Raw genomic sequence first — 25,411 nt, 5'->3', positions numbered from 1 at the left:
CCTGCTTCGGCTCTATGGCGCCCCTGTTCAACCGGAACACGCACATGGCCCCTACCCGTACCGAAGAACGCATGTCGACGCTGGGCAGCCTGGACGTCCTGAACGACGCCGCGGGCGCCTCGCTGGATCGGCTGACCGACCTGGCGGCGCGCACCTTCCGCACGCCGGTGGCCTTCGTCTCGCTCATTGAAGAAGACCGACAGCGGCTGATCTCGCGCCAGGGCTTGGACGTGGCCGAATCGCATATCCGCGATTCCATCTGCGCCCACACCATCGGCTCCAAAGCCGGCCTGGTCATCAACGATCTGCGTGTGGATCCGCGTTTTTCCAGCCTGCCGCTGGTGGCCGGGCCACCGCATCTACGCTTCTATGCCGGTACGCCACTGGTGGCCGCCAACGGTGTGCCCATCGGTGCGCTGTGCGTGATGGACAGCGTGCCCCGGCAGTTTTCCGCCGATGACCGCCGGCAACTGCAGACGCTGGGCATGGCGGTGATGAACGAACTGGAGCTGCGCACCCTCAGCGGTCGTCGCGATCCGGTCAGTGGCCTGCCCAACCGCCACCAGTTCGCCATCGATTACGCCGCGCGCGCGGTGCGCGCGCCGGGCCAGCCGTGCTTCGCGGTAATGATCGACATCCTGGATCTGCCGCGCGCGCACGAGGCCGGCCAGGTGCTGGGCATGCTGCCGCTGGAAGCACTGATCCGCCGTGCCGGCGTACGCCTCAACCTGGCCCTCGACGGCGTGGCCCAGGTCTACCATGTGGGCGCCACCCGCTTCGCCTTCGTGGTGGAACTGCCCACGCGCGAGGCCATCGAACGCCTGGTTCACCTGCTGCACGACGATCTCATCCGCCCGTTGATGGCGGCATCGGTTCCGCTGGCGCCGCAGTTCCATGCCGGCCTGTGCGAGGCCGCCCTGGGCCGTGACAGTGCCGACGACGTGCTGCGCAAGATGATGATCGCGCTCGGCTCGGCCCTTGCCAGCCAGGTTACCTGCTGCTGGTACTCGCCCAGCCGCGATGAACGCCTGCAGCGCAGCTACCGGCTGGCCACCGACGGCCAGCGGGCACTGCAGCAGGACCAGTTCCATCTGGTCTACCAGCCACGCTTCCGTGCCCATGATCTCGCCCCGGTTGCGGCCGAAGTGCTGTTGCGCTGGAACCACCCGCAGCTGGGCGCGGTCAGCCCGGCCGAGTTCATTCCCGTATTCGAGCGCACCACGCTGATGGATGGGGTTACCGCCTGGGTGCTGGAACACGCCTTCAGACAGCTGGCGCAGTGGCGGCGCGAAGGCCTCAGCCTCACCCTGTCCATCAACCTGTCTGCGCGCGATGTGTCCCGCAAGGGCATGGCCGATGCCTTCATTTCCGCGCTGCTGTGCAAGGGGCTGTCCTGCAGCGATGTGGAAATCGAGATCACCGAAGGCGAATGGCTGCGTGCCGATTCGCTGCCCGGCGAACAACTGCAGCAGCTCGCCGCGGCCGGCGTGCGCGTGGCCATCGATGATTTCGGCAGTGGCTACAGCAACTTCGGCTACCTCACCGAACTGCCCATCCACACCATCAAGCTGGACAAGTCGATGATCGACGACCTGCCCACCGATATGCGCGCCCAGTTGAAGGTGCAGGCGGTCATCAGCCTGGCCCACGGCCTGGGTTACAACACCGTGGGCGAAGGCGCCGAGACGCCGGAACAGGTGGCCCTGCTGCAGGCCTATGGCTGCGATGAGATCCAGGGGTTTGCCCTGTCCCGCCCGATCAGCGCGGCAGATCTGGCCCAGCAGCTGGAACCCGCGCCCTACGTCCAGACCTGACGCCCGCCGGGCACATGCCCAGCAGAAGCTGAATGTGCGCGTCGGCCTTCATCTGCCGCGCACACAACCGGGCATTCCGGCACGGCATGATTGCGGCGCATCAGCAGCACCCCTTCCCCCGGATTTCCCTTGCAGCCGCATTCCCCTTTGGCCGGTCAACCGGCCCCGTTGTCGCATGACTTTTTCGAATTCCTGGCCGTACGCGCGGGTGAGCAGTGGTTTGCCGTGGACGTGCAGGCCGCTGTCGAGATCCGTGGCCCGGAAACCTTCAACCGCGCACGCGGCGAAGGCCGCCCTACCCTCACCGTGCGCGACGAAGCACTGAGGGTGGTCGACCTGCGCCGGCTCAGCGGGCTGGCTGCGTTCGGGAACACCTGCCCGGCGATGCTGCTGGTGCAGGCAAGCGCAGAAGTGCTGGCTCTGGCCGTGGACGAAGTGGGCGAGATCGAGAGCGTTCCGCGCGAGCGGGTACGCGCGGTCAATCCGCTGGGGTTTGTGTTCTGCAGCCAGAGCATTGCGATGCCCGACAACGGCCAGATTCCGCTGATCGACCCGGTGTTGTTGATTGCCGCGTGATCGCGCCGCCGGGCATGGCCCGGCGCTACCCCACCGTGCCCGCGACGCCCTCCGGTAGCGCCGGGCCATGCCCGGCGAATTACACCGCGTCCAGAATAATCCGCGGCAACCGCACAATCGCCCGCGAAAACACCGCCGGCGCATCCATGCCGCGCGCCACCACAAGCGCGCCGTGCAGTTCCACCAGCATCTGCTCGGCCAGCAGTTCGGCCTCTTCATCAGCCACACCGTGCTGCCGCGCCACACCCGCCAGCGCGGCCTGCAACCGGTGGAACGTCGATGCAATTGCATCACCGCAACCGTTCTGCACACCACGCGGCGGCGACAGCATGTTCAACAGGCACGACTGCCGGCCGTGGTCGTACATCGCGTCCATCGCCGCAACGAAACGCGCCAGCTTGTCCGCCACCGGCGCATCGCCGGCCAGCACCGGGAAGATCTCCGCATCCAGCACGCGCCCTACCTGGGCAAGCACTTCCTGCGCCATTTCCTCTTTCCCGTTGGGGAAACGGTGGTACAGGCTGGATTTCTTCAGGCCGGTCGCTTCGGCAATCACTGCCAGCGACGCGCCCTCATAGCCAACGTCCTTGAACGTCAGCGCCAAGCGGTCCAGCAGGGCCGCGTCATCAATTTTCCTGACCTGGGGCATGGGTCACCTCCTGCCTGAACGATAACCGACCGTTCGGTCCAATTCAAGCTTGACGTGGACCGATCGTTCGGATTCAATTCAGCCCGTACCGACCGTTCGGCACATTTCAATCCAATCCGCTCAAGGAACTTCCCATGTCCCGTATCGCCCTCGTCACCCCCGAAACCGCCACCCCGGCCCAGCAGCCGCTGCTGGAACAGACCAAGGCCAAATTCGGCAAGCTGCCCATCATCATGACGGCGCTGGCCAACTCGCCGGCCACCATGAACAGCTACCTGGCCCTGTTCCAGAACCTCACCGACGGCCGCTTCAGCAAGCAGCTGGCGCGCAAGATCGGCCTGGCCATCGGTGAAGAAAACGGCTGCGAATACTGCATCTCCCTGCTGGCCGCCATCGCCAAGCTGCAGAAGCTCACCGAGGAAGACATTGAACTGGCCCGCCACGGCAAGTCCACCGACCCGAAGGAACAGGCGCTGCTCGACTTCGTGCTGCTGCTGGTGCGCCACAAGGGCGATGTGACCGACGAAGAACTGCAGGCCGTGCGCGCTGCCGGCTGGGGCGATGAGGACATCGTGGAAGTGTTCGGCCACCTGGCACTGAACTTCATCACCAACTACCTGTGGAAGGTCGGCCGCAACGACGTCGACTTCCCGATCCTGCGCCTGTTCGACCAGGGCAAGATCTCGCGCGGCAGCAGCCACGCGTTCCGGCAGGTCGCCTGAGGAACCCACACCATGAACGCCCCTGCCCGTCTGGCAACCGGCCTTGCCGGTGCCATTGCCGCTGCCTCTGCCCACGCCGCCGCGCCGGCCGTCACCTTCCACTACGCGCAGGCGGACGACGTGCGCGTGTTCTACCGTGAAGCCGGCGACCCCAAGGCGCCCACCGTGCTGTTGCTGCACGGCCTGCCCTCCTCGTCCTTCATGTACCGCGAACTGATCCCCATGCTGGCCGACCGCTACCACGTGATCGCCCCGGATCTGCCCGGCTTCGGCTTCACCGAAGCGCCGCCGCGCGAAAAGTACGCCTACACCTTCGCCAACCTGGCCACCACCATCGACCGCTTCACCGAAGTGATCGGCATCGATCACTACGCCATCCAGGTGTTCGACTACGGCGCACCGGTCGGCTGGCGCCTGGCCACCCAACACCCGGAACGCATCACCGCCATCGTTTCGCAGAATGGCAATGCCTATGAAGATGGCCTGGGCGAACTGTGGGCGCCAATCAAGCGCTACTGGAGCGCACCGACCGCGGCCAACCGCGATGCACTGCGCAGCATGTTCACCCCGGAAGGCATCCAGTGGCAGTACACCCACGGCGCGCCCGATGCGCTGCGCATCGCGCCGGAAACCTACACGCTGGACAACGAGCGTCTGGCGCGGCCGGGCAATCTGGATATCCAGCTGGACCTGATCCTGGATTACCGCACCAACGTGGCGATGTACCCGCAGCTGCATGCGTACTTCCGCGACCGCACGCCGCCGCTGCTGGCGGTGTGGGGGCGCAACGACGCGATCTTCATCCCGGCCGGTGCCAAGGCGTTCAAGCGCGATCTGCCGAAGGCGGAGGTGCATTTCTACGATACCGGGCATTTCGCGTTGGAAAGCCATGCGCAGGAGATCGGGCCGGTGATCCGCGCATTCCTGGACGCGAACCTGTAAGAAGCGCGCTGCATGACGCATTCGGCACGCTCAACGGGCCGGATGCGTCACTCCACTTCATGTGTTGTGTCTAACACGCCCTCGTGTGGAATGACCGACACAAGTATTCCTAAGCGGAAAACGTCACGTATTCCCGAGCATTGCGCGCTGTTTGCGCCATTTCATGTCGCGCCAACCCCGCCTGCGGCATGGGCGAGCGCTCTCGTGTCGCATGTGCCACGGATTGTGCGTGCGACAATCGTTTCCGCTCCCTCGATGCATCTGCACGTTTCGGATTTTTCTGATTGAAGCGAGCGTGCATGCGTAAACAACATGGCGTGCCACCGACAACGGGTGGCCGGGTCTGCAAACCCGTCTTGACGTAAGTGTCTGTTGTTTACGCTTGCCCGTCGGCACCGTCCTTAACCGGTGCCGGCGGGCAATCCGTCGGCCGTCTATGGCGGGCGGTGCGTGGGGATCTTCGGGTCCACCGGGTCAATGACACTACATCAACCGGGTTTGCAGCCACGTACCGTCCGCCACCCCGCCCAGCGCGGGTGGCGCTGCTGTGCCTCTGCCACGGAAGCCGACGCCATGACCGCACCGAACGCCCTGCCCTTCAGCGCCCCCGCTGATTCCATCAACGACGACCAAAACCCCTCGCCCGACCTCAGCACCCTGCTCGGCTGCCTCGACCGCATCCGCACGGGCGAAGGCGCCGACGGCCAGCCTTGGCCCGAAACCCATCTGCCGCTCGGCCGCCGCATGGCCCTGGCCCGCATCGACCGCGCCGCCGCCGGTCTGCTCACCGTGGCCGAAGTGCTGCACGCCGCAGAGCGCTGCCGCGCCGTAGCCACACCCGACCGGCACCTGAGCGAAGGCGTGGTCGATGGCCTGTTCCTGGCCTGCCGCAGCCTGGCGGAACTGGTCTGCCAGGACATCCGGCCGCGCGGATGATCAGCGTCGTTCTCCGCTTCCAGATTGCCAAACACCATCACACTGATTACGACGCCGCCTACCTGCAGCTGGTCGAGATGCTGCAGCGCTTTCCCGGTAGCGACACCTGGTACTGCGAGGTAAACGCCCCCGGCCAGGTACCGCTGCGGCTGGACGATGCGCCCGCCGTGCTGCACCGCCTGCGGGTACGCGCGGAACTGGCGCCTGTGCGCACGTTCAGTGCATCGTTGTTGAACCGGCCAACCGGCCAGCGCTTGCCCGGGCTGATCAATGTTAATTACAGCCCGGGCGTCGGCACCATGACCGTGGTCGTCAACCGGCCCGCCGACGTGCAGCCCAACCCCACCCGCTGGATCGCCGGCATCATGCTGGCGGTGCTGGAAAGCGAACTGGGCACCCGCTACACATTTGCCGACGTTTACGACCGGCTGAATGGTCGGTTCGTGAATTACCACGATGCCTGCGCAAGCTACCCCGGGCGGCACTGCCTGGGGTGGATGGCGTACGTGCGCCGGGCCGTGAGCGCGGCGGAATTGCCGCAGGCGGCATTGATTCTGCCCGCGCCGGGGGGATCGATCGTGGTGTCGGTGGATGGGGCGTTCAAGCTGGCCGACAAGAAGCATGTGCGGGTGGCGAACGCGCTGGAAATGCGGATGTATGAGTTGGGGTTGCTGCCGGTGTTTTGACTGGTCGCGACGGCGCGTGTGCCGTGATTTCAGAGAGGCAGGCTTACTTGCACACCGAGACCTGCCTTCCCTGCCAGACCGCCGATGCAGGCGGGAGCGTTTCAGTCGCTCCGCCATTCGAACTTTGCGCGCCGTCGAGATGGGTTACACGCAGTCCGCTGGCGTTCCGGTGCACAGCGATCGATTCGGTGTTCCCATGCATCAGCACTAAAGAATCGCCCCGTGGCTTGATCTTCATGACCTCGGGGGCCGTCGCCTCGCCTTCGTATCGCTGTACCACGGCATATCCACCATCCGCACCGCCAACGAACGAAATCTCCAGGCCCAGTAGATCGCCGGATTCGGGGTGCATGCAGACGTTCGAGTAGGTGGGTGCATGGTTCGGGGCGCCGGCGCCCGTTGCAATGTCAGGTAAGAGCGCCAATGCCAGCGTCAGAATGCATGGAAGCTTTGGGTTGATCATCTGCGGCTCTCCATTCCTCAGGGCACGAATATGGTGGACAGCGGGGACTACACGTGAGAGCAGCATCAGCGAACCGCTAGCGTGCCGTCCAACCTCCATCCATCGGCAGTGCCGTACCCGTAATCTGCGCGGCGGCATCCGATGCCAGGAACACCACCATGTCCCCCAGCTGCTCCGGCGTCACGAACTGCAGCGAAGGCTGCTTCTCGGCCAGCAGCTCCCGTGCGGCGGCCTCCTGATCGGTCCCTTCCCGCTCCGCCAACGCGGTGATCTGCTGCTCCACCAGTGCCGTGCGTACCCAGCCGGGGCAGATGGCGTTGGCCGTGATGCCGGTGCCCGCGTTCTCCAGGGCCGTCACCTTGGTAAACCCAACTACGCCGTGCTTGGCCGCCACATAGGCCGACTTGTTCACCGAGCCGACCAGCCCGTGTACCGACGCAATGTTGATGATGCGGCCCGATCCCTGCTGCTTCATGTGCGGCAGCGCCGCCGCCGTTGCATGGAACACTGCGGATAGATTAAGCGCCAGGATCGCGTCCCACTTCTCGACCGGGAACTCCTCGATCGACGCGGTGTGCTGGATGCCAGCGTTGTTCACCAGGATGTCGATGCGGCCCATCGTTGACGCGGCACGGGCAATCATTTCCCGCACCGCCTCACCGCGTGAAAGGTCGGCACCATCGTGTGCCACCCGCACACCGTGTTCAGCCTCTAAGCCGGAGCGGATGCGCTCGACTTCCTGCGCATCGCCGAAGCCATTTAGCACGATGTCGGCCCCCTGCCGCGCCAACGCGGTGGCGATGCCAAGACCGATACCGCTGGTGGACCCGGTGACTACCGCGACCTTTCCGGTGAACATGGGCGAGCTTCCAAGGGACGGAGGCACAGTGTAGATCCACGCCACGCGTGGATGCTCCACACCCCATTGATCCGGCTTACGGACCGACCCCGAAGGTCACCGGCCCCTCAACCGTTGTCGCAAATGGCATTGGACCAGCCGGGGGGTGTGGGGATACCCTCGATCCAGCAAGAAAAGCCCAAAGGTGACAGCCATGGCTCTGAGCAACCCACCTGTTCCGGCAAAGCTCCAGGAAATGCTCAAGGACTATCCAGGGCACATCGAACGCCTTCAGGAGGTGCTGACTCGATCGATTGAGCGATCGCGCGAAGTCCCCTGATGCCACTGGATGAAGCGATCGACGCGCTGAAGGGAAGACTGGAGACATTCACGATTGAAGCTCGTAATGAGCTCGGGGCTGCCAGAGTGTCAGGGACGCCCGAAGAGATCGCACGGGCAGCTGAGAAGCTCAATCTGATGCTGTTGGCGAGGAGCAGTGGTGGAGGCATGCTGAACATCAGTGACTTGGCCGCATACATTGCGAGCAGAGGGCTCTTCTTAAGTGGACACGCTGCAACCAGGATCTAGATGGATCGCCGTTTAGGGATAGACCATGCCCCACCCCATTCCTCCCGTCCCCGCCAAGCTGTGCGAAATGCTCAAGGACTATCCTGAGCATATTCAACGCCTGCAGGAAGTACTGAATCGATCCGTTGAGCGATCACGCAAGATTCCCCTGATGCCGTTCGATGAGGCGATCTGGGCCCTGGAGGGCAGGCTGTCATCATTCATCATGGAGGCTCGCAGTGACCTGGAGGCCGCGGAGAGAACCGGCGACCCAGATGAGATAGCCCGCGCTTATGAAAAGGAAAGACTGATATCTTTCGCAAGATCCTGCAACATTGGCATGGCCGAAATTGACGACCTTTGGGAGTATTTTCAAGTCAATTTCAAGGGGACCTGATGCTTGACGAGAACAGCCGTCCTTGACGCCAGCATTAGGCAGCGCTGATGCCGTCCATGGTGATCAACAGCCAGGCTTTGGACAAGGCGCACTGAAGGACAGTAGATCCACGCCCTGCGTGGATCTTCTCCCGCCCCCCCATCGCATCAGGTCGAAAAAAGCCGGCGTACAGGTCAGCAACTAACAAGCACAGGACAACTCCAGCATCCGAGGCCCTTATCCATGGGCCGCCCTACTTCAACCGCTTCACCAACCGCTGCCCCACTTCCAACGCAGAAGCCGGGTTCTGCCCGGTAATCAGCTCGCGGTCCACCACCACATGCCCGGTCCACGGCGTGGTATTGCTGCTGAACTTTGCCCCCGCCCGCTGCAGCGCGGTCTGCGGGTAGAACTTCATCTCACCGCCGCCCAGCATCGGCTTGGCCTGCTCTTCTTCCTTGTTGCTGATCACCGTCATCTGGTAGCCGCTGTAGATCCACTTCGGCGTGGTCGGCATCGCGCCCGCTTCCAGCTTCGCCACGAAACCACCCGCATCCGGCAGGGCGGACAGCAGCGCGATCGGCCCGTGGCAGACCAGCGCGGTGGTCTTGTTGCGCTGGTGGAAGTCGGCCAGCAAGCGGCCCAGCGCCGGGCTCTTCAGCAGGTCCTGCATCGGCGCGTGGCCACCGGGAATGTAGACCGCATCGAAGTGGGCGTAACCCTGCTGCTCGATGCGCGCCAGGCTGACTACCGGCGAGGCCGTCGGCGAGGTCAGCGCCAGTTTCTCCAGCAGCTCCTTGTGCAGCGTCAGCTGCGCGGCATCATTGCCGAAGTACGCCGGCGTCACCGAGGACGCATCCACCGTCGGCGCCCGCCCCTGCGGCGTGGCGAAGGTCACTTGGTGGCCCGCATCCAGCAGAAGCTTGACCGGCTGCATCAGCTCGTTGAGATAGAAGCCGGTGGACAGCACCTTGCCGTCCTTCAGGTCCAGGTGGTTTTTGTCGGACAGCACCACCAGCACGTTGGCGGCCTGCGCGCCGCTGGCAGCCAGAATCAGGGCCAGCGCTGCGGCCAGCCGGGTCATCAGGTTCATGGGGAGCTCCTATCGGGGAATGGCCGCCACTTTATTCATCGCCCCAGCGGCGATAAATTGGCCCCATCGCAAAACATTTGTTCGCCGGAGAGCCAAATGAGCCGCAAGTTCGACTACCTGGGCGATGTGGAGGTGTTCTTGGCGGTGGTCGAGCACGGCTCGTTCACCGCCGGAGCAGTGGCGCTGTCCACCACGCCCTCGGTGCTGAGCCGCGCGGTCACCCGCCTGGAAGCGCGGCTGGGCCGGCAGCTGCTGCAACGGACCACCCGCCGCGTGGGCCTGACCGACGCCGGGCGGCTCTATCTGGAACAGGTGCGCACCGCCTTCGGCCTGCTGGACGACGCCGAGCGCGACGTACTGGCCCAGGACGGTGCGCTGGCCGGTCGGGTGCGCCTGAGCGTGCCCACCACCTATGGCCACTACCGGCTGCCACCCGTGCTGGCGCGCTTTGCGCAACAGTACCCGCAGGTGCAGGTGGAACTGAACATCACCAACCGCAACGTGGGCCTGGTGGCCGAAGGCTTCGACCTGGCCATCCGGCTGGGCCAGCTGCCGGACAGCGGGCTGGTGGGGCGAAAGCTGGAGGATGCGCCGCTGGTGCTGGTGGCTTCGCCGGAGTACCTGCAACGCCGGGGCGCGCCGCAGACGTTGGAGGATCTGGAGCAGCACCTGTGCCTGCCGTTTGTGATGCCGCGGACTGGGCGGTTGGCGCCGTGGGCGTTTCGGGATGGCGGGCGGGATGTGGATTGGGTGCCGCGGTCATCAATTGAGACTTCTGACGATGTGCTGGGCGTGGTGTCGCTGGCCGAACAAGGGATTGGGGTTTGCCAGAGTTATGAGTTCATCGTGCACGAGCGATTGCAGCGTGGGGAGCTGATGGAAGTGCTGCCACAGCTGCGGGGGAGATCGCGGCCGTTCTCGGTGATCTATGCGCCGCATCGGCGTCAGTCGGCGGCGGCGCGGGCGATGATTGAGTTGCTGGTGGGGAATGCTGCGGTGGTTGGGGATGGAGCGGGTTGAGGCTGCGACGCACGCTAGCCGTGTAGTGTTTGAACCGCTTTTCGCGGTGTGAGGCTGATCCGGCGCCGATGCCTGCGGGGCAGGACTAAGAATTGATGCAAAGAACGCCATCGCGCTATTCGCTTGGGGCGTAGGCAAATGCGTCATTCCGAATCGCTATCAACAGACCCTCTGGGAGAATGCGTCTGGCGGTGTCGCGTTCGGCGTTCGCAGCGACGGTGTAGACAACACGGCGCGCCACCGGCAACGGGTGGCGGGGCGTCGAAACCCGAGACAGATAGTTGTTTACGCTTGCCCGTCGGCACCGCCCTCAACCAGTGCCGGCGGACAATCCTTCGGCCTTTATAGCGGGCAGTGCGTATGGGTCCTCGGATCCGCAGGTTAATGGCAACTGTCTGTCCCGGTTTGGAACCCGCTCCGTTCGCCACCCGGCTATGCGGTGGCGCTGTTAAGCACAACCCAAGAAACCGACGCCATGGACGATTCCGACATCCTCTCCGCCTACACCGTCGTTGAGCCCATCAACAACGACGCTCCCCTGCCCAACCTGAACTACCTCCTCGGCATCCTCAAGCGCATGCGCAGCTGCGAGGGTGCCAATGGGCACCCTTGGCCGGAAACCGATGTGTCACCCGGCCGTCGCGTGAGCCTGGCCAGGAGTGAGCGCGCGATGGTGGGGGCGTTGACCGTGCTGGACTTGCTACACGCGGCAGACCGCTGCCGGGTGGCAGCGGACCCGGCAGCGGCATTTGGACGAGGGGGTTGTGGATGGGCTGTTTCTAGCTTGCCGGGGGCTGGTTGAATGGACTTGCCATGGGCTAAGGCCGGACGAGAAAATAACATCGGAGCTGCTTTACTAGACTCCAATCAGAGCGTCGACTGGCTCCCTCAATTCTGCGCAAAGACAGCGATCTCAGCCTTTCCCTCGATGGCCCCATCGAAATGCTCGGTCATGACTCCAGAGAACATATTAACGATCTCAATGGGATTGAATTCAGGCGAGTGCTCAAACAACACAGCGTCGTGCATAGGAATCCTCAAAGCGACCCGATCATCAAGGCTCATTCTGATAAGCGCTTTCTTAAATATAAGGGATGCGGTCCCCTGAACAACCTGACTTACCGCAGAACGCTTCTCCTTTTCACTCAAAGGGGCCGTAGACGAGCGGCGCACAAAATTCCCAAACGCCGTGCCGATCTTTCCAGAACTGTGGAACTCAGAGTGAATTTCCGACTTCCACCTTTCGAACCTGACAAATTTATTAAAGAACTCCTTAGCACTATCGCGGCAGGCACCATATCCTACTGCGGCATCTATTAAATTCCTCCTCTTCATTCCATACGCATAGGACAAGAACAATCTCTTCCCTTGCTTGCGAAACGCAGGATCACCAAAGACCTCAACAGCAACCGACTCATAAACATCCCCCTGCCTGTAGAGAGTCAGCATAGCCTCGTCACCCGACAGAGCAGCCATTATTCCAGCCTCAAACTGCCCAAAATCAACATAGGATAGGCGTTTCCCTTCTGCGGGAGAGATAACATCCCTAAATCGCTTCGAAAGATTCTGAAGTGACGGGTCTTTGTAATAAATCCTTGATGTGATTGAGCCAAAGCCATCAACAACAGGATAGATCCGATCTTGACTCAGAGAGATTGACCCCAAAACCATTCTGCTTGCAGCTATCTTCCGCAACTCGATCAATTTTTCTGAAAAGCCGTTAGGCATAGGAACGAAATTCAGAACGTACTCTAGTCCGACACCCGAAAAATCGTACCCCTGAGGCTCAAGATGCTCGATCACCTCCTCGTCCGTAGGAACTTCAAGAGGCAAATCATAAGTGGCAGAAAACTCCTTGAGCGCCATGTAATATGAGAAATCGACGTCCTGCTTATGTATTTTAAGCACAGGCTTATTTATCGAGATACCGTCAGCAGCAGAGCGGATAAGATAGCTAATTACCGGCCGTTCGATCTGACAGTACCTATCCCACTCCCCATGCTCTTTAGCCTCGGCCTCAACGCGGGCAGAGTATTTAAGTAGCGCAATGGCAACCCTGGAGAATACCTCATCATCGAAATCAGAATTTTTGAATACTATATTTCTGTACCGACCCAGCACCTCTTCCTCTTCGTATCCAAGCTCTAGCAGCTGGGTACACACGTCTACCTTGTCACGAGCCTCTCTGTCGCTGCGAATCCCCGAAGTCGATATCCGCAATTCGTCGACGTCTGTGACTAGCGAAGGAAGCCTACCTGCTACTGAAAATAACGTCGGCGCTAGCAGCCAGTAGTCATGGCAAATTATCTCGCAATTAACCTCCACCACGTCCCTTGCAGCAACCCCCGTTAAAACCCCATTCGAGTAGAGATAGAGCTTCTCGCCACTCTGCCCCGAAAAATCATTAATAAAGAGCAACACAACCTTATTGTCAGTCATAGGGACTCAGCTCCTCGTATAGGCGCAGAATCGAAGTCCGTTCGCGCTCCAACAGGGGGACATTATTAATAAAATGACTCTTAGCACGCCCCACTGTCCCTCTCAGCTTCGGACCCAATTCCGGGACCAGGGGCTTAATAACATCTCTATCCAATTCACTAATGGACAGGAGATAACTCCTCTGATGGTAGTAGGGCCAAGTGGATCTGAACCTATTAACACAGCCTTGAAGCAACCCGACCTGCCCCACGCACCTAAGATATATAAATATCGCAGGAACCTCGGACCTAAGGATGTCCTCGTTGATTCTCTCCTCCGCCAACTTCACTAGCACAGGAGAATTGCGCCCAACCCGAGCAAAAATCATCCACAAATGGAAGTTTTGCCAAGAGTGAATTGCAAGCTCATTATCACAAAGATAGTGCTCCACCCTGCTCAACTCTTCGCCAGTCAGACTTAAAGAGATAAGCAACCTACAGTATTGATCTGTAGATGCGGCATGCTCCTCCAACGAATCAATCAGCAAGGACTTAAGCTGGGATGACATGTCACCCTGAACGTCGAAGATTCCCGACTCTACCAGCCGAATCAACCTATTCACGGCAAATCTAAACTGCCGAGACTGAGTCTGCTTCGATTCAATGCAATCGGAAAGCATCTGAAATACATACTTAACTGATCGAATGATCAAGCGACGACTTTTTGAGCGCCACATATTGTCGATAGCTATGCTTCTATCGTCACCCCCAGGAAAGAATTCATCTATATCATCCTGCGAACTGTCGGACGTAATTATCTTCGTCTTCGACGAGTTTATATTCATTCCCACAGATCTAAGCTCGCCGATGAGAATAGTCGCTGCCCGCCGAGCACCTCGCGGTGTATTGCATATTATTCTAATGTCATCAACATATCTGTAGTAATCAAACCCCTTTCGCACCATGCTCTGATCGACAGAGTCGAGAACAACGTTTGCAATGAAGGATGATGCGTCTCTATTTTGCGGCAATCCATGCCGCTCATTGAAGCACCAGCGAACCATCAGTTCGCAAAGCGTATTGATTGCGTTTCGGATGAGAACTTTCTCGGGCCCACTCGCCTTTACGCGAGGTAGCATCCCCTCAAAGGCTGAGCGAATACTATCAATCGATATGTTCTCAAAATAGTTAATAAGATCAGTTGAAAAGAGAGCCTGGCCGTTCCTTAGGGCGGTTTTTGTCACTCCTTCGAATGTCTTCCAGAGTTCGATCCTGCCTTTGAACAGATCTTTATCTGTGCGCTTCCGTTTGTCGTACCTGTGCCCGAGGACACGGTGCGATAGAAGCGGATCATAGTACGGGATCAGGAATGAGCAAATTGCCTGGTATATAAATCGATCATAGAAATCCGTTTCCAACGCATATCTAACACCCAGCCCCTTCTTTGGAATGTCGCAAACATTGCTTTGCGATGGAACATAGCGCCCATTTCCACCAAGCAAAACCTCGGAAAGTACCTCTCTCAAAGAGGATTTATTTGAGAACAGATCTCGGTGCTGGAGGGCGTCTTCAAACCAATCATCTCTCATGTCCCTATGTAAGTGCTGCAGAACGCTATCGACGTCTATCGGAAATGCAAGCAGATCGATTGTCCTGCCTTCATCATTTTGTTCCATACCCCCCCTTAAACCTAACTACTCGCCCACGTAGAGCTGAACGTCATCATTGCATCCATCCTAGGAGTTTTCCCCCAGGCAGATCAACACTGACATCATTCCGCTTTGCGACGCAGACCTATCTGGCAAGACAACGCTATGAACTAGCTACGCTGCCCATTCGTTGAATTGCGCCCAAGCGACGATCGGGGGTGGATTCATCAGCGATCACCACCCAAGATGCCTATAGATGAAGCAGCCCGTAGGGAATCACTCTTCTTCCATCGGCCGGAAGAAGAACCAAAAAAGGGCGCCTCTCGGCGCCCTCGTTCTTCAACTCACTCCCACTCAATAGTAGCCGGCGGCTTCCCCGAGATGTCATAGACAACCCGTGACACCCCCCGCAACTCATTGATGATCCGGTTGCTCACCGTACCCAGGAACTCATACGGCAGATGTGCCCAATGCGCGGTCATGAAGTCAATCGTCTCCACAGCCCTTAGCGCAATCACCCACTCATAAGCGCGCGCATCACCCACCACGCCCACCGACTTCACCGGCAGGAACACGGCAAACGCCTGGCTGGTCTTGTCGTACAGGTCCGCCTTGCGCAGCTCATCAATGAAGATGGCATCGGCCTTGGCCAGCAGTTCGGCGTACTCACGCTTCACTTCACCCAGAATGCGCACGCCCAGGCCCGGGCCCGGGAACGGATGGCGGTAGACCATGGTGCGCGGCAGGCCCAGCTCAACGCCAAGGCGGCGCACTTCGTCCTTGAACAGCTCGCGCAGCGGCTCCACCAGGCCCAGCTTCATGTGCTCCGGCAGGCCGCCCACGTTGTGGTGGCTCTTGATCACATGCGCCTTGCCGGTCTTGCTGCCGGCCGACTCGATCACGTCCGGGTAGATGGTGCCCTGCGCCAGCCACTTGGCGTTCTTCAGCTTGTTCGACTCTTCGTCGAAGATCTCAACGAACAGGTTACCGATGATCTTGCGCTTGGCTTCCGGGTCGCTCACGCCTTCCAGCGCGGCGAAGTAACGGTCGGCGGCGTTCACACGAACGACCTTCACGCCCATGTGCTCGGCGAACATCGCCATCACCTGGTCGCCTTCCTGCCAGCGGAGCAGGCCGGTATCCACGAACACGCAGGTCAGCTTCTCGCCGATGGCCTTGTGCAGCAGCGCGGCCACCACCGACGAATCGACGCCGCCGGACAGGCCCAGGATCACTTCGTCATCGCCCACCTGTTCGCGCACGCGGGCGATCTGGTCGTCGATGATGTTGGCAGCGGTCCACAGGGTCTGGCAGCCGCACACGTCCACCACGAAGCGGCGCAGCAGCGCCTGGCCCTGCAGGGTGTGGGTCACTTCCGGGTGGAACTGCACGCCGTACCAACGCTTTTCTTCGTTGGCCATGGCGGCCACCGGAATGCGGTCGGTGGTGGCCGTGATGGTGAAGCCCGGCGGTGCAACGGAGACGTGGTCGCCGTGGCTCATCCAGACATTCAGCTTCGGCTCGCCGCCGTGGTCGCTCAGGCCCTTGAACAACGCATCGGGGTTGATCACGTTCACTTCGGCGTGGCCGAACTCGCGCTGGTCCGCCGCTTCGGTGGCACCGCCCAGCTGCGCAGCCAGGGTCTGCATGCCGTAGCAGATGCCGAAGATCGGCAGGCCGCTGTCGAACACTTCCTGCGGCGCGGCCGGGGCGCCCGGCAGCGTGGTCGATTCCGGGCCACCGGACAGGATGATGCCCTTGGCGCCAAACGCCGCGATCTCGGCCGGGTTGTGGTCCCAGGCCCAGATTTCGCAGTAGACACCCAGCTCGCGGATGCGGCGGGCGATCAGCTGCGTGTACTGCGCGCCGAAATCGAGGATCAGGATCTTGTCGTTATGGATGTTGGTCATGGCGCCCTGGCAATGCAGTAGGGAAAACGAAACTTCGAATGCTTTTTCAACGGCAGATAGAGAAAGAGGAACGGGAATCAGCTTCCTCGTTCCTCTTTGCCCGGCCCGCGTCAGGCGCGGTAGTTCGGCGGTTCCTTGGTGATCGTCACGTCGTGAACGTGGCTCTCACGCTGGCCGGCGCCGCTGATCTTCACGAACTTCGGCTTGCTGCGCATCTCGTCGATGGTGGCGCAGCCCACGTAGCCCATGGTGGCGCGCAGGCCGCCCATCAGCTGGTGGATGATGCCGCCCACCGGGCCGCGGTACGGCACGCGGCCTTCAATGCCTTCCGGCACCAGCTTGTCGGCGGTGGCTGCGTCCTGGAAGTAGCGGTCCTTGGACCCCTTTTCCATGGCAGCCAGCGAACCCATGCCGCGGTAGCTCTTGTACGAACGGCCTTGGTACAGCTCGGTCTCGCCCGGCGATTCCTCGGTACCGGCCAGCAGGCCACCGACCATGATGGTCGAGGCACCGGCGGCCAGCGCCTTGCCGATGTCGCCCGAGTAGCGGATGCCACCGTCGGCGATCAGCGGGATGCGGTCCTGCAGCGCTTCGGCCACCAGATCGATGGCGGTCACCTGCGGCACGCCCACGCCGGCAACCACGCGCGTGGTGCAGATCGAGCCCGGGCCGATGCCCACCTTCACTGCGTCCGCGCCGCTGTCCAGCAGCGCCAGTGCGGCTTCGCCGGTGCAGATGTTGCCACCGATGACCTGCACGTGCGGGAAGTTCTTCTTCACCCAGGCCACGCGGTCCAGCACGCCCTGCGAGTGGCCGTGCGCGGTATCGACCACGATCACGTCCACGCCGGCGGCAACCAGCGCTTCCACGCGGCGATCGGTATCGCCACCCACGCCGACGGCAGCGCCGACCAGCAGACGCGTCGACAGATCCTTGGCAGCGTTGGGGAAGTCGGTGTTCTTCTGGATGTCCTTTACGGTGATCAGGCCACGCAGGGCGAAATCATCGTTGACCACCAGCACCTTTTCGATGCGGTTGCGGTGCAGCAGCTGCAGCACTTCATCGCTGGCGGCGCCTTCCTTCACCGTGACCAGGCGATCCTTCTTGGTCATGATGTGGCGGACCGGATCGTCCAGCTCGGTTTCAAAGCGCATATCGCGGTGGGTCACGATACCGGCCAGCAGGCCGTCGCTGCCCACCACCGGCACGCCGGAGATGTTGTGCGCCTGGGTCAGGGCCAGCACGTCGCGGATGGTGGTTTCCGGACCGACGGTGATCGGGTCGCGGATGACACCGGCCTCGAACTTCTTGACCTTGGCCACTTCCGCGGCCTGCTGTTCCAGGCTGAGATTCTTGTGGATGATGCCCATGCCGCCGAGCTGGGCCATGGCGATGGCCAGGCGGGCTTCGGTGACGGTATCCATGGCTGCAGACAGGATCGGAAGCTTCAGCTTCAGGTCGCGAGTCAACCGCGTTTCGAGGTTGACGTCCTTGGGCAGGATGGTCGAATGAGCGGGGACGAGCGAGACGTCGTCGTAAGTGAGTGCTTCAGCCTGGATGCGCAGCATCGGCATACCCGAGATGTGGGGAAGCGCGACATTTTACCCCTTTTTCACGCCCGATGGGAGGGGGTGGATGCGACGCAGTGTCGCGCGGGCAATGATCGGTTCAGGGGCCATCCGGGCCGGCGGCATCCCGCCTTTGGTAGGTGCCAACCTTGGTTGGCACGAACCGTCCGGCACCCGTACCCCAGATGGGCCGATGGCCCCGACGGATGTGTGCCAACCAAGGTTGGCACCTACCAGGAGCGGGTCATGCAGGCCGACACCACCCCGGTAGCGCCGGGCCATGCCCGGCGAGCGCAGCGGCGCCGCAAACATCCGCCGGGCATGGCCCGGCGCTACCCTCAGGAGGCTTCCGCCGCTTCCAACGTGTTCTGCATCAACCGCGTGTGATCAACCCAACCGGAAAACCGCCTTTGGTAGGTGCCAACCTTGGTTGGCACGATCCGTCCGGCACCGGCACCCCAGATGGGCCGATGGCCCCGACGGATGTGTGCCAACCAAGGTTGGCACCTACCAGGAGCGGGTCATGCAGGCCGACACCACCCCGGTAGCGCCGGGCCATGCCCGGCGAGCGCAGCGGCGCCGCAAACATCCGCCGGGCATGGCCCGGCGCTACCCTCAGGAGGCTTCCGCCGCTTCCAACGTGTTCTGCATCAACCGCGTGTGATCAACCCAACCGGAAAACCGCCTTTGGTAGGTGCCAACCTTGGTTGGCACGATCCGTCCGGCACCGGCACCCCAGATGGGCCGATGGCCCCGACGGATGTGTGCCAACCAAGGTTGGCACCTACCAGGAGCGGGTCATGCAGGCCGACACCACCCCGGTAGCGCCGGGCCATGCCCGGCGAGCGCAGCGGCGCCGTTGGGATTGGTCAGGACGCTTCCGCCGCTTCCAACGTGTTCTGCATCAACCGCGTGTGATCAACCCAACCGGAAAACCGCCTTTGGTAGGTGCCAACCTTGGTTGGCACGATCCGTCCGGCACCGGTACCCCAGATGGGCCGATGGCCCCGACGGATGTGTGCCAACCAAGGTTGGCACCTACCAGGAGCGGGCCATGCAGGCCGACACCACCCCGGTAGCGCCGGGCCATGCCCGGCGAGCGCAACGGCGCCGCAAACATCCGCCGGGCATGGCCCGGCGCTACCCTCAGGAGGCTTCCGCCGCTTCCAACGTGTTCTGCATCAACCGCGTGTGATCAACCCAACCGGAAAACCGCCTTTGGTAGGTGCCAACCTTGGTTGGCACGATCCGCCCGGCACCGGCACCCCAGATGGGCCGATGGCCCCGACGGATGTGTGCCAACCAAGGTTGGCACCTACCAGGAGCGGGCCATGCAGGCCGACACCGCCCCGGTAGCGCCGGGCCATGCCCGGCGAGCGCAGCGGCGCCGTTGGGATTGGTCAGGAAGCTTCCGCCGCTTCCAACGTGTTCTGCATCAACGTGGCCACGGTCATCGGGCCCACGCCACCCGGCACCGGGGTGATCCAGCTCGCGCGCTCGGCGGCGGCTTCAAACCCAACATCGCCCACCAACCGGCCGTCGTCCAGCCGGTTGATGCCCACGTCGATCACCACGGCGCCCGGCTTCACCCATTCACCCGGCACGATGCCCGGGCGGCCCACGGCCACCACCAGGATGTCGGCGTTGCGCACGGCCTGTTCCAGCACGTCCTTGGGGGTGAACTTGTGGCAGCTGGTCACGGTGCAGCCGGCAATCAGCAGTTCCAGGCCCATCGGCCGGCCCACGTGGTTGCTTACGCCCACGATGGTGGCGTTGCGGCCGCGCACCGGCTGGTCGGTGTGGCCCAGCAGCGTGGTGATGCCGCGCGGGGTGCACGGGCGCAGGCCGAATTCACGCAGGGCCAGGTGGCCGACGTTTTCCGGGTGGAAACCGTCCACGTCCTTGCGCGGGTCGATGCGCTGGATCAGTCGGCGCGCATCCGGAATGCCCGGCAGCGGCAGCTGGATCAGGATGCCGTTGATCTTCGGGTCGGCATTCAGCTGGTCAATCAGGTCCAGCAGCTCGGCCTCGGTGGTGCCGGCCGGCAGATCGTAGTCGTAGGCTTCAATGCCGACCTTTTCCGCCGCACGGCGCTTGTTGCGCACGTACACGGTCGAGGCCGGGTCACCGCCCACCAGCACCACGGCCAGGCCCGGGCGGCTGCCGCCGGCGGCGACGCGGGCGTCAACGCGCACCTTCAGGCTGTCGAGCAGATCCTCGGCAATACGGCGGCCATCGAGGATGCGGGCAGGAGGCGTTGCGACGGAATCGTTCATCGAATGCGGGGGCAGGCGGCGGCGGGGACGCTATTGTCCCTGATTCAGGCCCCCTCGCCCACCGCAGGATGCGGTCAGGAAGGGGTCGGATCCCTTTGCCGCAGGCAAAGGGCTCTGACCCCGCTGGCTGCGGAGTCTACGAGGCTTGGGGTCAGAGCCCTTTCCGTTGGAAAGGGATCTGACCCCTCCCCCCTCATTCCTCTTCTTCTTCCGGCACCTGGTCGGCGTTCAACGTACGCGCCTTGCGCTTGGGCGCGGTGAACGGCGTCGGGGTCGGCACACCGGGCAGTGCGCTGCCGAACACCATGTGCGCACCGGCGCGCAGGCTGCCGCCGGCCATTTCCAGTTCGAAGCGTTCGGCGTCGCGCTCGCGGATCTGCTCGGCAATCTCCTGCGCATCTTCTTCGTCGGCACCCAGTTCCATCAGCGCGGCCTGGCCGAACAGCAAGGCCGATTCGAAGGTTTCGCGAATCTGGAAGTCCACGCCGGCATGGATCAACCGCAGCGAGTGCTCGCGATCGAACGAGCGCACCAGCAGCTTGGCCTGCGGGAATTCGTGCGCCACCAATTCCACGATGCGGTCGGCGTCTTCGGCGTTGTTCACGCATACCGCAATCGCACGCGCGGTGGCCGCGCCGGAGGCGTGCAGCACGTCAAGACGCGTGCCGTCGCCGTAATAGATCTTGAAACCGAAGCGCTCGGCGTTGTGGATCATGTCCACGTCGTTGTCGATGATGGTCACGTCCACGTCGCGGGCCAGCAGCGACTGGCTGGCCACCTGGCCGAAGCGGCCGAAGCCGATCAGCAGCACGCTGCCGGACAGGCCGTCGGCGGTGTCCACGCCTTCCAGGCTCACTTCCGGCTTCGGCGCCACGCGCTTGTAGACCAGTACCACCAGCGGGGTCAGCGCCATCGACAGCACCACCACGGCGGTGAAGTTGGCATTGATGTCCATGTTGATGACGCCGGCGCTGGCGGCGGCACTGAACAGCACGAAAGCGAACTCGCCGCCCTGGGCCATCAGCACGCCACGGTCCAGCGCCTGGGCGTGGTCGCTGCCCATCAGGCGCGCCACCACGTAGATGCACAGGGCCTTGGCGGCCATCAGCGCCAGCACCAGGCCGACGATCAGCGGCCAGTTGCCAGCCACCACGCCCAGGTCCAGCGCCATGCCCACGCTCAGGAAGAACAGGCCCAGCAGGATGCCGCGGAACGGTTCGATGTCCGCTTCGATCTGGTGGCGGAAGGTCGATTCGCTCAGCAGCACGCCGGCCAGGAACGCGCCCATCGCCATCGACAGGCCCGACAGCTGCATCAGCAGCGCCGCGCCCAGCACCACCAGCAGCGCGGCGGCTGTCATCACTTCGCGCGCCTTGGCTTCGGCCAGCAGGCGGAACAGCGGGTTCAGCAGGAAGCGACCGACCAGCACCAGGCCGATGATGGCGCCGGCGCCGATGGCCACCGACAACCAGCGCGAGCCCTCCCCGTCGGCACTGCCGGCGCTGGGCGCCATCCACGCCACCAAGGCCAGCAGCGGCACGATCAGCAGGTCTTCGAACAGCAGGATGGAAACGATCTTCTGCCCCGACGGCAGCGCGATGTCGCCGCGCTCGGCCAGCAGCTGCATCACCACCGCGGTGGAGGTCAGCACGAAACCAGTGGCGCCGATGAAAGCAACCTGCCAGGGCAGCCCGAACAGCTTGGCGATGCTGGTCAGCACCAGCGCGCAGGTGACGATCTGCAGCGTGCCCAGCCCGAAGATTTCCTTGCGCAGGCTCCACAGGTGCGAGGGCCGCATTTCCAGGCCGATGACGAACAGGAACATCACCACGCCCAGTTCGGCGGTGTGCAGGATCGCCTGAGGATCGGAGAACCAACCCAGCCCGAACGGGCCGATGGCCAGACCGGCGGTGAAATAGCCCAGTACCGAGCCCAGGCCCAGCCTGCGGAACAGCGGCACCATGACCACCGCTGCGCCCAACAGGGCGACGACCTTGACCAGTTCGCTGGTCGCTGCTTCTACCGCCATGCGGTGTGTTCCCCAGATGCGTTGATGGGGTCAACGATAGGGGAAGTTGGTGGACGGCAATAGCATGTGCGTTGCGTTTGATTGTGCCGAAAACGGAACGATAGCCGAATCAATACCCATCATCGTTCCGAAATCGACCCCGCGGTAGCGCCGGGCCATGCCCGGCGGATCGTTCACCCGCCCCGGCAGAACGCGGCGTAATCGATATACCCGGGGAACACCACACCCGGCGCACACACTGGGCACGTCGGGTCCGGCGCAATGCGGCTTTCCCGGAACCGCATCCCCAACGCATCGAACCGCAGCAACCGCCCGACCAGCGGCTCGCCAATACCCAGCAGCAGCTTCAGCACCTCGGTGGCCTGCAGCACCCCGGCCAGGCCGGGCAGCACGCCCAACACCCCGGCCTCGGCGCAGTTGGGCGCGAACTCCAGCGGCGGCGGTTCCGGGAACAGGCAGCGGTAACACGGTGCCACGCCACGCTGGCGGCCGGCATCAAACACGCTTACCTGGCCGTCGAAGCGCTCGATGGCTGCATACACCAGCGGCACGGCGTGCTTGATGCAGGCATCGTTGAGCAGATAGCGCAGCGGGAAGTTGTCCGAGCCATCCAGCACCACGTCCACGCCCTGCAGCAGACGATCGATGTTCTCGGACGTGACCCGCTCGCGCACGGCCTCCACGTCGATGGTCGGGTTCAGCGCCAGCAGACGCTCGCGCGCCGAGTCCACCTTGGCCTGGCCGACGCTGGCTTCGGTATGCACGATCTGCCGCTGCAGGTTGCTGCGCTCCACGTGGTCGTGGTCAACCAGGCGCAGATGCCCTACCCCCGCAGCCGCCAGATAGAAGCTGGCCGGTGCGCCCAGCCCACCGGCGCCGAGCACCAGCAGGCGCGCCTGCTGCAGGCGCCGCTGGCCGGCCTCGCCCACCTGCGGCAGCAGCAGGTGGCGCGAGTAGCGGTCGTAGAAATCTTGATCAGCAGCGGACAGCAGCGGTTGCACCAGCGGCAGCGATTGTTCGCGCCAGGCCACGGTCCCGCCCGTCACGGAAGCCACATTCGAATATCCTGCCGCGATGAGCGCCTGCGCCGCATCGGCCGAACGCTTGCCGGTCTGGCAGATCAGCAGGATTTCCTGATTTGGCGCGGGCAGGTGTGCGGCCGGTTCGGCCAGCAGATCGTCCTTGGCCACGCCGCGCGCGCCCTCGGCCATGCCACCGGCACGTTCGTGCGCAGCGCGCACATCGATCAGCACCGCGCCATGGGCCAGGCGCGCGTGCGCCTGCTGCGGGGAACGCTCGGGAATGCTCATGGCGGCATTATCGCGCAGACGCTGCGTGCGGGACTGCCCCGGGGTCAGAGCCCTTTCTGCGAAAAGGGATCTGACCCCTCCCCCACGACCACGCACGGGGTCAGATCCCTTTTCGCAGAAAAGGGCTCTGACCCCACAAACAAAAAAGGCGGCCCTGCGGCCGCCTCTCGTGCTACTTGCCCTTCACGTGCTTCATCAAGCGCCGCTTGGCCTTCACCTGCCGCTCGGTGAGGACGTTCTTCTTGCCCTCGTACGGGTTGGTACCCTCGCGGAAGATGAAGCTCACCGGGGTGCCGATCAGCTTGAAACGCTTGCGGAAGAAATTTTCCAGATAGCGCTTGTACGATTCCTGCAGCTCCTTCAGGCGCGTGCCGTGCACGATGAAGGTGGGCGGGTTGGAACCGGCCGGGTGCACGTAACGCAGCTTGGAGACATGGCCGCGGATGGTCGGCGGCGGGTTGGTCTCGTATGCCACTTCCAGCGCCTTGTTCACTTCGCTGGTGGTGAAGGTCTTGTTCGCCGATTCGTGCGCGCGGTGCACGGCGCGGAACAGTTCGCGCAGGCCCGAGCCATGCTTGGCCGAGATGCGCACCGATTCGGCCCACGGCACGAAGCCCAGCTTCAGCGACAGCAGGGTTTCGGCCTGCTCGCGCTGGTACTCGGTCAGGCCATCCCACTTGTTGATGGCGATCACCAGCGCACGGCCGGCATCGAGCACGGCGCCCAGCACGGTGGCGTCCTGGTCGGTCACGCCTTCGGTGGCGTCCAGCATCAGCACGGCCACCTGGCACTGCTCGATGGACTGCATGGTCTTGACCACCGAGAACTTCTCGACCACTTCGTCCACGCGCGAACGGCGGCGCAGGCCGGCGGTGTCGATCAGGCGGTAGTCGCGGCCGTCACGCTCCAGGTCCACCGCGATCGAATCGCGGGTGGTGCCCGGCACGTCCGAGGCGATCATGCGCTCTTCGCCCAGGATGCGGTTCACCAGGGTCGACTTGCCCACGTTGGGGCGGCCGACGAAGGCGATGCGGATGCGGTTCGGGTCGTTGTCCAGCTCTTCGCCGCTGCCCTCTTCGGGCAGGCGCTGGATCACTTCGTCCAGCAGGTCGTCCAGACCCTGGCGATGGGCGGCCGATACGGTCAGCATTTCGCCGAAGCCGTAGCGGGCGAATTCCGAACGCACGTTGTCCTCGTCGGTGCCGTCGATCTTGTTGATCAGCAGCAGCGTCGGGCGCGAGAGCTTGCGCAGCCAGGCCAGGATCTCATCGTCCATGGCCGAAGTACCCTCACGGGCATCCACCACGAACAGGATCAGGTCGGCTTCGGCCGCGGCGGCACGGGCCTGGCGCGTGGTCGCGCCAGCCAGGCCTTCTTCTTCTTCGGCAATACCGCCAGTGTCGACCACCAGGAAGTGGTTGTCTTCATCCAGGCGGCACACGCCGTAGTTGCGATCGCGGGTGACGCCGGGCTGGTCATGGACCAGGGCGTCACGGGTGCGGGTCAACGCATTGAAAATGGTTGACTTGCCGACATTCGGCCGTCCAACCAGGGCGACCAAAGGCAGCAT

24 protein-coding genes and 1 pseudogene are annotated in these 25,411 nt (G+C 62.9%); 13 read left to right on the top strand and 12 right to left on the bottom strand.

Annotation, left to right across the window (positions count from 1 at the left end; genetic code table 11):
* Positions 1 to 44: 44 nt before the first annotated feature.
* Both C1931_RS08605 and C1931_RS08600 read left to right on the top strand, forming a co-directional pair.
* Complete coding sequence (locus C1931_RS08605) at positions 45 to 1,814, top strand: EAL domain-containing protein (protein WP_234412888.1); 1,770 nt, start codon at positions 45 to 47, stop codon at positions 1,812 to 1,814.
* Between the two features lie 168 nt (positions 1,815 to 1,982).
* Positions 1,983 to 2,390, top strand: a complete 408-nt coding sequence (locus tag C1931_RS08600; protein ID WP_234412887.1) for a chemotaxis protein CheW — start codon at positions 1,983 to 1,985, stop codon at positions 2,388 to 2,390.
* 79 nt (positions 2,391 to 2,469) lie between these two features.
* Here the strand turns inward: C1931_RS08600 and C1931_RS08595 are convergent, their stop codons facing one another.
* On the bottom strand, positions 2,470 to 2,994 hold the full coding sequence (locus C1931_RS08595) for a TetR/AcrR family transcriptional regulator (protein WP_159095456.1): 525 nt from the start codon (positions 2,992 to 2,994) through the stop codon (positions 2,470 to 2,472).
* Positions 2,995 to 3,173: 179 nt separating this feature from the next.
* Between C1931_RS08595 and C1931_RS08590 the strand changes: the two genes are divergently transcribed.
* The 4 genes from C1931_RS08590 (at position 3,174) to C1931_RS08575 (ending at position 6,325) form a co-directional block, all read left to right on the top strand.
* Positions 3,174 to 3,761 (top strand): carboxymuconolactone decarboxylase family protein, encoded by a 588-nt coding sequence (locus C1931_RS08590; protein WP_108756005.1) that lies wholly within the window; start codon positions 3,174 to 3,176, stop codon positions 3,759 to 3,761.
* A gap of 12 nt (positions 3,762 to 3,773) precedes the next feature.
* Complete coding sequence (locus C1931_RS08585; RefSeq protein ID WP_108756004.1) at positions 3,774 to 4,703, top strand: alpha/beta hydrolase; 930 nt, start codon at positions 3,774 to 3,776, stop codon at positions 4,701 to 4,703.
* A gap of 573 nt (positions 4,704 to 5,276) precedes the next feature.
* Complete coding sequence (locus C1931_RS08580) at positions 5,277 to 5,639, top strand: hypothetical protein (protein WP_108756003.1); 363 nt, start codon at positions 5,277 to 5,279, stop codon at positions 5,637 to 5,639.
* A complete protein-coding gene (locus C1931_RS08575) occupies positions 5,636 to 6,325 on the top strand; it encodes an Imm52 family immunity protein (RefSeq protein ID WP_108756002.1) in 690 nt (229 codons plus the stop codon). Before C1931_RS08580 ends, C1931_RS08575 begins: the two co-directional genes overlap by 4 nt.
* A gap of 43 nt (positions 6,326 to 6,368) precedes the next feature.
* On the opposite strand, the gene C1931_RS08570 is transcribed toward C1931_RS08575, so the two are convergent.
* A complete protein-coding gene (locus C1931_RS08570; protein ID WP_108756001.1) occupies positions 6,369 to 6,788 on the bottom strand; it encodes a hypothetical protein in 420 nt (139 codons plus the stop codon).
* A 76-nt stretch (positions 6,789 to 6,864) separates the two neighbouring features.
* Positions 6,865 to 7,647 carry a 3-hydroxybutyrate dehydrogenase gene (locus C1931_RS08565; protein WP_108756000.1) on the bottom strand — a complete coding sequence of 261 codons (783 nt, stop codon included), beginning with the start codon at positions 7,645 to 7,647 and terminating at the stop codon, positions 6,865 to 6,867.
* A 318-nt stretch (positions 7,648 to 7,965) separates the two neighbouring features.
* On the opposite strand from C1931_RS08565, the gene C1931_RS20480 reads away from it, so the two are divergent.
* Positions 7,966 to 8,214, top strand: a complete 249-nt coding sequence (locus C1931_RS20480; protein WP_108755999.1) for a hypothetical protein — start codon at positions 7,966 to 7,968, stop codon at positions 8,212 to 8,214.
* A gap of 25 nt (positions 8,215 to 8,239) precedes the next feature.
* A complete protein-coding gene (locus tag C1931_RS08555) occupies positions 8,240 to 8,590 on the top strand; it encodes a hypothetical protein (protein WP_234412886.1) in 351 nt (116 codons plus the stop codon).
* Positions 8,591 to 8,822: 232 nt separating this feature from the next.
* On the opposite strand, the gene C1931_RS08550 is transcribed toward C1931_RS08555, so the two are convergent.
* The gene (locus tag C1931_RS08550; RefSeq protein ID WP_108755997.1) at positions 8,823 to 9,662 is read right to left on the bottom strand and encodes a type 1 glutamine amidotransferase domain-containing protein; all 840 of its coding nucleotides are present in this window, start codon (positions 9,660 to 9,662) and stop codon (positions 8,823 to 8,825) included.
* A gap of 96 nt (positions 9,663 to 9,758) precedes the next feature.
* Between C1931_RS08550 and C1931_RS08545 the strand changes: the two genes are divergently transcribed.
* Positions 9,759 to 10,682, top strand: a complete 924-nt coding sequence (locus C1931_RS08545) for a LysR family transcriptional regulator (RefSeq protein WP_108755996.1) — start codon at positions 9,759 to 9,761, stop codon at positions 10,680 to 10,682.
* 475 nt (positions 10,683 to 11,157) lie between these two features.
* Positions 11,158 to 11,542: pseudogene (locus C1931_RS08540) on the top strand (hypothetical protein).
* A gap of 28 nt (positions 11,543 to 11,570) precedes the next feature.
* On the opposite strand, the gene C1931_RS08535 reads toward C1931_RS08540, so the two are convergent.
* From C1931_RS08535 to guaB, 4 genes are all read right to left on the bottom strand, one after another.
* Positions 11,571 to 13,121, bottom strand: coding sequence for a DNA polymerase (locus tag C1931_RS08535; RefSeq protein ID WP_108755995.1), 1,551 nt, complete (start codon positions 13,119 to 13,121; stop codon positions 11,571 to 11,573).
* Positions 13,114 to 14,775, bottom strand: a complete 1,662-nt coding sequence (locus tag C1931_RS08530; RefSeq protein ID WP_108755994.1) for an RNA-directed DNA polymerase — start codon at positions 14,773 to 14,775, stop codon at positions 13,114 to 13,116. Before C1931_RS08530 ends, C1931_RS08535 begins: the two co-directional genes overlap by 8 nt.
* Before the next feature lie 317 nt (positions 14,776 to 15,092).
* A complete protein-coding gene (gene guaA / locus C1931_RS08525) occupies positions 15,093 to 16,658 on the bottom strand; it encodes a glutamine-hydrolyzing GMP synthase (protein WP_005413109.1) in 1,566 nt (521 codons plus the stop codon).
* 110 nt (positions 16,659 to 16,768) lie between these two features.
* Positions 16,769 to 18,226 carry an IMP dehydrogenase gene (gene guaB, locus C1931_RS08520; protein WP_108757701.1) on the bottom strand — a complete coding sequence of 486 codons (1,458 nt, stop codon included), beginning with the start codon at positions 18,224 to 18,226 and terminating at the stop codon, positions 16,769 to 16,771.
* 246 nt (positions 18,227 to 18,472) lie between these two features.
* Here guaB and C1931_RS20255 point away from each other — a divergent pair, with 246 nt between their 5' ends.
* The 3 genes from C1931_RS20255 (at position 18,473) to C1931_RS20245 (ending at position 19,421) form a co-directional block, all read left to right on the top strand.
* Entirely contained in the window at positions 18,473 to 18,613 is a 141-nt protein-coding gene (locus C1931_RS20255; protein ID WP_159093573.1) for a hypothetical protein, read from the top strand.
* A 136-nt stretch (positions 18,614 to 18,749) separates the two neighbouring features.
* Positions 18,750 to 18,890 carry a hypothetical protein gene (locus tag C1931_RS20250; RefSeq protein ID WP_159093573.1) on the top strand — a complete coding sequence of 47 codons (141 nt, stop codon included), beginning with the start codon at positions 18,750 to 18,752 and terminating at the stop codon, positions 18,888 to 18,890.
* 390 nt (positions 18,891 to 19,280) lie between these two features.
* Positions 19,281 to 19,421: a hypothetical protein gene (locus C1931_RS20245; RefSeq protein ID WP_159093573.1), complete on the top strand. Its 141-nt coding sequence runs from the start codon at positions 19,281 to 19,283 to the stop codon at positions 19,419 to 19,421.
* Positions 19,422 to 19,626: 205 nt separating this feature from the next.
* Here the strand turns inward: C1931_RS20245 and folD are convergent, their stop codons facing one another.
* From folD to der, 4 genes are all read right to left on the bottom strand, one after another.
* On the bottom strand, positions 19,627 to 20,502 hold the full coding sequence (gene folD / locus C1931_RS08515) for a bifunctional methylenetetrahydrofolate dehydrogenase/methenyltetrahydrofolate cyclohydrolase FolD (RefSeq protein ID WP_108755993.1): 876 nt from the start codon (positions 20,500 to 20,502) through the stop codon (positions 19,627 to 19,629).
* A gap of 193 nt (positions 20,503 to 20,695) precedes the next feature.
* A complete protein-coding gene (locus tag C1931_RS08510) occupies positions 20,696 to 22,531 on the bottom strand; it encodes a monovalent cation:proton antiporter-2 (CPA2) family protein (RefSeq protein ID WP_108755992.1) in 1,836 nt (611 codons plus the stop codon).
* Between the two features lie 173 nt (positions 22,532 to 22,704).
* On the bottom strand, positions 22,705 to 23,859 hold the full coding sequence (gene moeB, locus C1931_RS08505; RefSeq protein ID WP_108757700.1) for a molybdopterin-synthase adenylyltransferase MoeB: 1,155 nt from the start codon (positions 23,857 to 23,859) through the stop codon (positions 22,705 to 22,707).
* 154 nt (positions 23,860 to 24,013) lie between these two features.
* Positions 24,014 to 25,411 carry a ribosome biogenesis GTPase Der gene (der, locus tag C1931_RS08500; RefSeq protein ID WP_108752881.1) on the bottom strand — a complete coding sequence of 466 codons (1,398 nt, stop codon included), beginning with the start codon at positions 25,409 to 25,411 and terminating at the stop codon, positions 24,014 to 24,016.

Source organism: Stenotrophomonas sp. YAU14A_MKIMI4_1, from assembly GCF_003086855.1.
GTDB lineage: Bacteria > Pseudomonadota > Gammaproteobacteria > Xanthomonadales > Xanthomonadaceae > Stenotrophomonas.
The sequence above is the reverse complement of the archived record's forward strand: the minus strand, read 5'-3'. Positions and strand labels throughout refer to the sequence as shown.

What these genes read in the sequence shown, in the direction of transcription:
- C1931_RS08605 (WP_234412888.1), top strand. Translation starts at nt 45, where the DNA reads ATGGCCCCTACCCGTACCGAAGAACGCATGTCGACGCTGGGCAGCCTG.
- C1931_RS08590 (WP_108756005.1), top strand. Translation starts at nt 3,174, where the DNA reads ATGTCCCGTATCGCCCTCGTCACCCCCGAAACCGCCACCCCGGCCCAG.
- C1931_RS08585 (WP_108756004.1), top strand. Translation starts at nt 3,774, where the DNA reads ATGAACGCCCCTGCCCGTCTGGCAACCGGCCTTGCCGGTGCCATTGCC.
- C1931_RS08580 (WP_108756003.1), top strand. Translation starts at nt 5,277, where the DNA reads ATGACCGCACCGAACGCCCTGCCCTTCAGCGCCCCCGCTGATTCCATC.
- C1931_RS08575 (WP_108756002.1), top strand. Translation starts at nt 5,636, where the DNA reads ATGATCAGCGTCGTTCTCCGCTTCCAGATTGCCAAACACCATCACACT.
- C1931_RS08570 (WP_108756001.1), bottom strand. Translation starts at nt 6,788, where the DNA reads ATGATCAACCCAAAGCTTCCATGCATTCTGACGCTGGCATTGGCGCTC.
- C1931_RS08565 (WP_108756000.1), bottom strand. Translation starts at nt 7,647, where the DNA reads ATGTTCACCGGAAAGGTCGCGGTAGTCACCGGGTCCACCAGCGGTATC.
- C1931_RS20480 (WP_108755999.1), top strand. Translation starts at nt 7,966, where the DNA reads ATGCCACTGGATGAAGCGATCGACGCGCTGAAGGGAAGACTGGAGACA.
- C1931_RS08555 (WP_234412886.1), top strand. Translation starts at nt 8,240, where the DNA reads ATGCCCCACCCCATTCCTCCCGTCCCCGCCAAGCTGTGCGAAATGCTC.
- C1931_RS08550 (WP_108755997.1), bottom strand. Translation starts at nt 9,662, where the DNA reads ATGAACCTGATGACCCGGCTGGCCGCAGCGCTGGCCCTGATTCTGGCT.
- C1931_RS08545 (WP_108755996.1), top strand. Translation starts at nt 9,759, where the DNA reads ATGAGCCGCAAGTTCGACTACCTGGGCGATGTGGAGGTGTTCTTGGCG.
- C1931_RS08535 (WP_108755995.1), bottom strand. Translation starts at nt 13,121, where the DNA reads ATGACTGACAATAAGGTTGTGTTGCTCTTTATTAATGATTTTTCGGGG.
- C1931_RS08530 (WP_108755994.1), bottom strand. Translation starts at nt 14,775, where the DNA reads ATGGAACAAAATGATGAAGGCAGGACAATCGATCTGCTTGCATTTCCG.
- guaA (WP_005413109.1), bottom strand. Translation starts at nt 16,658, where the DNA reads ATGACCAACATCCATAACGACAAGATCCTGATCCTCGATTTCGGCGCG.
- guaB (WP_108757701.1), bottom strand. Translation starts at nt 18,226, where the DNA reads ATGCTGCGCATCCAGGCTGAAGCACTCACTTACGACGACGTCTCGCTC.
- C1931_RS20255 (WP_159093573.1), top strand. Translation starts at nt 18,473, where the DNA reads ATGCAGGCCGACACCACCCCGGTAGCGCCGGGCCATGCCCGGCGAGCG.
- C1931_RS20250 (WP_159093573.1), top strand. Translation starts at nt 18,750, where the DNA reads ATGCAGGCCGACACCACCCCGGTAGCGCCGGGCCATGCCCGGCGAGCG.
- C1931_RS20245 (WP_159093573.1), top strand. Translation starts at nt 19,281, where the DNA reads ATGCAGGCCGACACCACCCCGGTAGCGCCGGGCCATGCCCGGCGAGCG.
- folD (WP_108755993.1), bottom strand. Translation starts at nt 20,502, where the DNA reads ATGAACGATTCCGTCGCAACGCCTCCTGCCCGCATCCTCGATGGCCGC.
- C1931_RS08510 (WP_108755992.1), bottom strand. Translation starts at nt 22,531, where the DNA reads ATGGCGGTAGAAGCAGCGACCAGCGAACTGGTCAAGGTCGTCGCCCTG.
- der (WP_108752881.1), bottom strand. Translation starts at nt 25,411, where the DNA reads ATGCTGCCTTTGGTCGCCCTGGTTGGACGGCCGAATGTCGGCAAGTCA.